Here is a 5,444-nt window from a genome sequence, read left to right on the forward strand (position 1 = left end):
ACCATGCGGTGACGCCGGACAGGCGCAAAGGCTGGATGCCTTGTCCCTAAAGCGGGAGTAGCTCTGGACGACCCACCGGCCCGGTGGGTCGTCCAGAGCTACTCCCGCTTTAGGGACAAGGCATCCAGCCTTTGCGCCTGTCCGGCGTCACCGCATGGTTGGTGAACTGCAGGTTCCGGTCGTCGTGGCCAGCGTCCCGGCACTCATGACAGAAGATGACCTTGATCAGGTCCCAATGCATCGCTCCATGCTCTGGCCCGAGCACGCCTTTCGCTTGCAGGTCAGGCAGTCGACCGACAGACCCGTGCCGGCTTCACCAGCTCAGCAACACGACGAAGTTTCCATTCACCGAAGACACTCTTGGCAAGAAGCGTCATGGCGATCCTAGTGAATGGGGTCGCCGCACCGGGAAGGATTATATTCCTGATGGCCGGCGCGATGCCAAGAGGTTACGCGATCGCACCATATCCTTTTGAGGTAGATATTAGCTATCTTGCATATGCGGCGGACCATGGTTCGCCAGACCGGCGCCGGGGCCCAGGCAATTCTCCCCAACGAGAAGGCGCCGGTCACCTTAGCCCGCCGCTGGGTGTGGGGGCACACCGAGCGGCGGGGTATCGGATTCAGCCCAGTCTCTCGACGAGGCGGAAGCCAGCGCCAGACTCATTGCATGCACATGTGCGGCCTCGACCCGCATACGCCGCCAGCCGGCTCCTTCGTTCGGACAGGCTGCATCTATTAGCCATGGCGCATATACTGGCAGACAACCGGTGCCTGTCCCCCGACCCCCACCGGCTAGGCCCGGCGTCGCTCTGGCCTACCCCGCCAAGATGCCGGGCCGCCCTCGTGTCAGGGACATGTCCATCTTTTGCGCCACGGTTCCGTACAAATTTACAGTTTTCGGACGGCGCTGCTGGTGGCAAAATATCGGCAGATTATCGAGGGAGGCTATTATGTCCCTCTCAAACGAAGGCGGTGTGTACGAACCCGCTGATCTGGACATGCTCCAGCGGGTTTTTGACCGGCTGTGCGCCGAGCGTCGGCTAGCCCTCAAGGACAGAGAGCAAAGAGAGGCCCTAGCACGGGAAGTGATCCGCCTTTTTCTGGACGGCATGACGGAAGAAGACGCTTTGTGGCGGACGCTTTCAAACCAGCGCACTGCCAGGGGCGCATAGAGAAGCCCGCCGTCTCAGGGCGGCGGGCTTTGCTTGGTACTAGTGCTGACGACCTCGGAGGGGGTTGGGTCGTCTATCCTGATAATCGCGAGAGCGGTACTCGGTTCCGAACAATTTTGCGAAATCTGAATTGCAAAAGCGGGCTGGTGGGGACACCCACAGCCCGGCTCGCTATCTCGAGGTGACACAGGATTTGCGGGCCGGGCCGTGTCCCGAAAGCTGGGCTTCAGGGCACGGCTAGATTGCAACCATTTTGGAGCCCGCGCAACACGGCCAATGGTCGGTTCCTACTGTCGGAGACGTTAGATCGACATCTCTTTGATGACCGCATCGAGCGAGGCGATATCTTCCAGCGCGGCTATTTCGAGCGGGTCAGCGGCCTGTGCTGGCGTGCGCATCTCAGGAACGCCATCAGGCCCTATCGGCGCGTGGCTCATCACAAGGGTGTCGCGATACTGCTTGAGCAAGTCGAGCGCTTTATCGATGGTTCTCTGGTCCATGGGTTGACATTTTAGCATATGGATTGGCTCAGGCCAGCCGGCTACTCCTCTCGAAAAATCCTGCATCGAGGCAGGCCGATGTGCTCGCCTCGAAAGGAACATCACTCGGCTGGCCGTCCCATCGCTCAATCCGCCACGCCGGCCTCGCGATGAACGGTCGCGTCAAAGATCACCTCATAGACGCTACCAATTTCTTCCTCGATCTCCGTGCTGTCGATCCCGATTGCCTTGGCGTCAGCAAAAAGCTTTTGGGTCAATTCAGCCACCGAGATGATGTCGGCGCCGACCGTCTCCGAGATGTTGTTGGAAATCCATTTGTGGAGGAAGTTGATGCCGCGCGTACTCATCTCAATGCCGCCCTTTCAGGAATCGGGCCTCGCGAAACAGCGAATCCCAATCTGTTCCAATCAGATCGATCAGACGCCTGGCCTCTTCCTCCCCGATGCCAGTCTCCCTCGTAAGTCGCTCTGCCAACAGTTTTAGATGGGCTTTGCGATCATCCCCATTGTCGGTGGTCGGGCACATGGGTTTCCTCCAATGAAGAGGAACCGCTGAAGGTGGCTTTTGTTTCGAGCCAAGGTTTTGGAACGGTCCCGACTCGCTTGATATGCAAGTAGAAGCCCGTCGCTGGGAGGACTTGGCGACGGGCTTTTCTGGGACCCAGAAGCGGACATGACCGCTGCCATCTATAAGCTTAGAAGGCGAATGTAGGTTCCGTCTCCGTTCGTAAATATTAGCAACTGCTTGACTAAGCCGCCGACCGCCCCAGACTCCTTGCATGGGCAAGGGCAGGATCAAGGTCGGCGATGAAGTCGCGATCACGGCGACCGTGCGCCGGCGCGTGACAGAAGACCGCGTCAGCGTCTCGATCCCATCCTACGGCTTCCCCCATTCGATCGTCGACAGAACGTCGAAGGTGAAGAAAGGCCAGCCCATCGAATTGATCGGCGACGTCACCCATATCGACGGTGAGTGGGTGACGGTCAATCTCGGGGTGCCGGTTACGGTGAATGCAGATACGCTCCGGCTGGTGACATCCTACAAGCCGCCGACCCGGAAGATGCCGCTCCTGGACAAAGCGACATGACGTAGCTATCCGATCTCGGGCCGCCGATCATCGGCCGGCGCCACGGCAAGGAGTTGCGGCCAGGCGGTTGACTGGCGCGAACTGCGGCAAGTGATCTGGCATGAACAGCCGGGCCAGAGGCCACTAGAAATGGACGCCTAGAAACCAAGTATTGCCCGAAATTGAGACTTCTCTAGACCTCCGTCGCATTTGGGAGCATTCTCTCCCGCGGGGGAAAGGGCTTGGACAAGTCTCGCTACGATAATCGATCTGGTCAATGGCGCAAACGCACCGGCGCGAAGCGCTCGCGCGCCCTGCGGTGGGCGAGCGTGCCGCGACGGCTGGTCTTCGTGACCGTCGGCGCGGCAGGTGCTTTGGCCGCGCTGACCGCCATGAAGCACGCCGACAGCTTGCATGAGATCAGCCTGCAAAATTTGATCACGCCTAAGCAACCGGAGCCGATCACAGGCGTCGCCTCCGTCATCGACGGCGACACGATCGAAGTCCACGGGCAGCGGATACGCTTCAACGGCATCGACGCACCGGAGAGCAAGCAGTATTGCGACGATGCAAAGGGCTTCGAATATCCTTGCGGCCGGCGATCGGCGGAAGCGCTGGATGCGTTCCTGGCCGCATCGAGGCCGGTGCAGTGCACGTTCGTGAGCTGGGATCGCTATCACCGCTTCGTCGGGGACTGCCGGCGCGCCGACGGCGTCAGCGTGGCGGCGTGGATGGTCGAGCATGGCCAAGCGCTCGACTGGCCGCTCTACAGCCTTGGCTCCTACGCACCACAGCAGGCGAAGGCGCAGGCGGCGAAAATCGGTCTTTGGGTCGGCAACTTCGAACCGCCTTGGGACTGGCGCGCTTCGCACACTGACGGCGCGGCGCCGTCGGGCCGGCCGCTCGGCATCGTCAGCCGCAAGCTGGTCGCACAGAGCGGCTATTCGTGCGAGCGGCGGCGGACGTGCAAGGAGATCAGTTCGTGTGACGAGGCCCAATGGTATCTGCAGAACTGCTCTTGGGGCGGGAAACTGGATCGCGACGGCGATGGCGTAGCGTGCGAGACGTCATGCTAGCCAGGACCGACACGCTGAGCTTCCTTTCGAATGAGACCACCGGAACATCGATCGGTCAAAATCTCACAAACACAAGCAGCGCTCATTGAAGAGATGATGCCCCGCATTGTTGGTAGTGTGTGCTCAAGCACATGTCTGTGGCGTTCTTGGCACGATCTATTTCATCCTGGGACATCAGCTCGACCAAGCCAAGGCGGGTTAGGTCGGCCTCTTTTGCAGAGACCTCAACAAGCTCTTTTCTATATATTTGACTGGCCAGAGTGAGCCACATATACGCAAGCTTGGTGTCTCTTTCGGTAAGCTTGCCGCTTGCATAACTCTCGCCCAGCGCCTTCATTGCCGCTGGATCACCTTTGCCCGCAGCATGGCTGTACAATGTGAACGCTCGACCTTGATCCTGTCGGACACCATCTCCCGCTGCTAGCATGTCCGCCAGCGCAATCATCGCGCTGACTTCCGACTGGGCAGCTGCTTTTTCGAACCATTTCGCCGCCTCGGCCTTGTCGGCGGTCACTCCTCGACCTTCGTAAAGTATTGACCCAAACCTCGACTGAGCCGGCGGATAACCTAATGATGCCGCCCTAAGAAATAATTCTGCAGCCTTTCGGTCATTCGGTAGAAAATCCATCAACCCTGGCACCTTCTTCGAAGGGATGCCATCCGGTACTCCGGCGGCGTATAACAAACCCAGCTCATATTGGGCAGCTGGTAAGCCTTCATCAGCAAGTCGGGTAAGATGATCCGAAACTTCATTCTTATTGCCGAGAGCCAAGGCAGCTTGCACTTTTCTGCGGTCGGTGTCTTCGCGCCAGCGCGCGGCTCTGGCAGTGGCTGTCGCCACGTTCTCGGCACCCATCTGATCCCTCAGCATGCTGTATGCTAGCCCGTCTTGGGCTCTAGCTATTATCAGCCATTTCAAGGCCTCCACGTAATCTACCGGCAGGCCTGGCTCTCCTGACGCATATGCAGCCCCGAGCAGGAATTCTGCTTCGCGATAATCCTGATCAGCTGCAGCACGCAACAGCGCCAATCCAGCGGGCGCATCCCTCTGAACACCCTGACCTGAGAGAAGCATCTTGGCGAGATAAGTTTCTGCACGGGCATCGCCGGACGTCGCTAGCGGTCTGATAATGGACAGCGCCCCCACGAAATTTCCTTGCCGATAAAGGGTCACGGCACGATCGAGATTGCGCGGCCCTTCGTCCACCTGCTCAGCGGATAACGCAGTGGACGCAAAGAACGTCAGCACCACGAACTGGCATGCGAGATTCTTTAGTGCAGACATGACAGCCCCCTCACCATTGTATGGTGCACTATAATGCGTCGCATTAAAGTGCACAATTCGCCACGCATGCCGTATGGACATGCGTCAGCTCGTTGCGAAGAACGTGAAGCGTTGCCGCATCGCGGCTAACCTCACGCAGCATGAGGTCGCCGATCGAATGGGCGTAGACCGTGCCTACGTAAGCGGATTGGAGATGGGAAAAAGGAACCCAACGGTCATCACGCTCTGGCAGATCGCAGAGGCAATAGGCGTAAGGCCGATGGATTTATTGTCGGAGGAAGAATAGGCGTGCGAAACGCTCTGCCGACGAAGAGCCACCGGTATCGCTCGACAGGCTACAGG

General features: G+C 59.0%; 7 protein-coding genes. 4 read left to right on the top strand and 3 right to left on the bottom strand.

From position 1 onward, the window contains the following. The first annotated feature begins 953 nt into the window (after window positions 1-953). A complete protein-coding gene (locus EOA33_RS39200; RefSeq protein ID WP_190234341.1) occupies window positions 954-1,175 on the top strand; it encodes an RNA-binding protein in 222 nt (73 codons plus the stop codon). Window positions 1,176-1,477: 302 nt separating this feature from the next. Here the strand turns inward: EOA33_RS39200 and EOA33_RS22680 are convergent, their stop codons facing one another. Together EOA33_RS22680 and EOA33_RS22685 are read right to left on the bottom strand one after the other, a co-directional pair. Then, window positions 1,478-1,675, bottom strand: a complete 198-nt coding sequence (locus tag EOA33_RS22680; RefSeq protein WP_127406643.1) for a hypothetical protein — start codon at window positions 1,673-1,675, stop codon at window positions 1,478-1,480. Between the two features lie 125 nt (window positions 1,676-1,800). Then, window positions 1,801-2,022, bottom strand: coding sequence for a DUF768 domain-containing protein (locus EOA33_RS22685; protein ID WP_127406644.1), 222 nt, complete (start codon window positions 2,020-2,022; stop codon window positions 1,801-1,803). Window positions 2,023-2,453: 431 nt separating this feature from the next. On the opposite strand from EOA33_RS22685, the gene EOA33_RS22690 reads away from it, so the two are divergent. Together EOA33_RS22690 and EOA33_RS22695 are read left to right on the top strand one after the other, a co-directional pair. Further along, window positions 2,454-2,762: a hypothetical protein gene (locus EOA33_RS22690; protein ID WP_127406645.1), complete on the top strand. Its 309-nt coding sequence runs from the start codon at window positions 2,454-2,456 to the stop codon at window positions 2,760-2,762. Between the two features lie 329 nt (window positions 2,763-3,091). Next, window positions 3,092-3,817, top strand: coding sequence for an excalibur calcium-binding domain-containing protein (locus EOA33_RS22695; protein WP_245482409.1), 726 nt, complete (start codon window positions 3,092-3,094; stop codon window positions 3,815-3,817). An 82-nt stretch (window positions 3,818-3,899) separates the two neighbouring features. On the opposite strand, the gene EOA33_RS22700 is transcribed toward EOA33_RS22695, so the two are convergent. Further along, window positions 3,900-5,102: a tetratricopeptide repeat protein gene (locus EOA33_RS22700; protein WP_190234342.1), complete on the bottom strand. Its 1,203-nt coding sequence runs from the start codon at window positions 5,100-5,102 to the stop codon at window positions 3,900-3,902. 73 nt (window positions 5,103-5,175) lie between these two features. Between EOA33_RS22700 and EOA33_RS22705 the strand changes: the two genes are divergently transcribed. Then, on the top strand, window positions 5,176-5,388 hold the full coding sequence (locus tag EOA33_RS22705; protein WP_126054710.1) for a helix-turn-helix transcriptional regulator: 213 nt from the start codon (window positions 5,176-5,178) through the stop codon (window positions 5,386-5,388). The last annotated feature ends 56 nt before the right edge of the window (window positions 5,389-5,444 follow it).

It is taken from the genome of Mesorhizobium sp. M4A.F.Ca.ET.050.02.1.1 (assembly GCF_003997725.1).
Taxonomy (GTDB): domain Bacteria; phylum Pseudomonadota; class Alphaproteobacteria; order Rhizobiales; family Rhizobiaceae; genus Mesorhizobium.

What these genes read in the sequence shown, in the direction of transcription:
- EOA33_RS22685 (WP_127406644.1), bottom strand. Translation starts at nt 2,022, where the DNA reads ATGAGTACGCGCGGCATCAACTTCCTCCACAAATGGATTTCCAACAAC.
- EOA33_RS39200 (WP_190234341.1), top strand. Translation starts at nt 954, where the DNA reads ATGTCCCTCTCAAACGAAGGCGGTGTGTACGAACCCGCTGATCTGGAC.
- EOA33_RS22680 (WP_127406643.1), bottom strand. Translation starts at nt 1,675, where the DNA reads ATGGACCAGAGAACCATCGATAAAGCGCTCGACTTGCTCAAGCAGTAT.
- EOA33_RS22700 (WP_190234342.1), bottom strand. Translation starts at nt 5,102, where the DNA reads ATGTCTGCACTAAAGAATCTCGCATGCCAGTTCGTGGTGCTGACGTTC.
- EOA33_RS22690 (WP_127406645.1), top strand. Translation starts at nt 2,454, where the DNA reads ATGGGCAAGGGCAGGATCAAGGTCGGCGATGAAGTCGCGATCACGGCG.
- EOA33_RS22705 (WP_126054710.1), top strand. Translation starts at nt 5,176, where the DNA reads ATGGACATGCGTCAGCTCGTTGCGAAGAACGTGAAGCGTTGCCGCATC.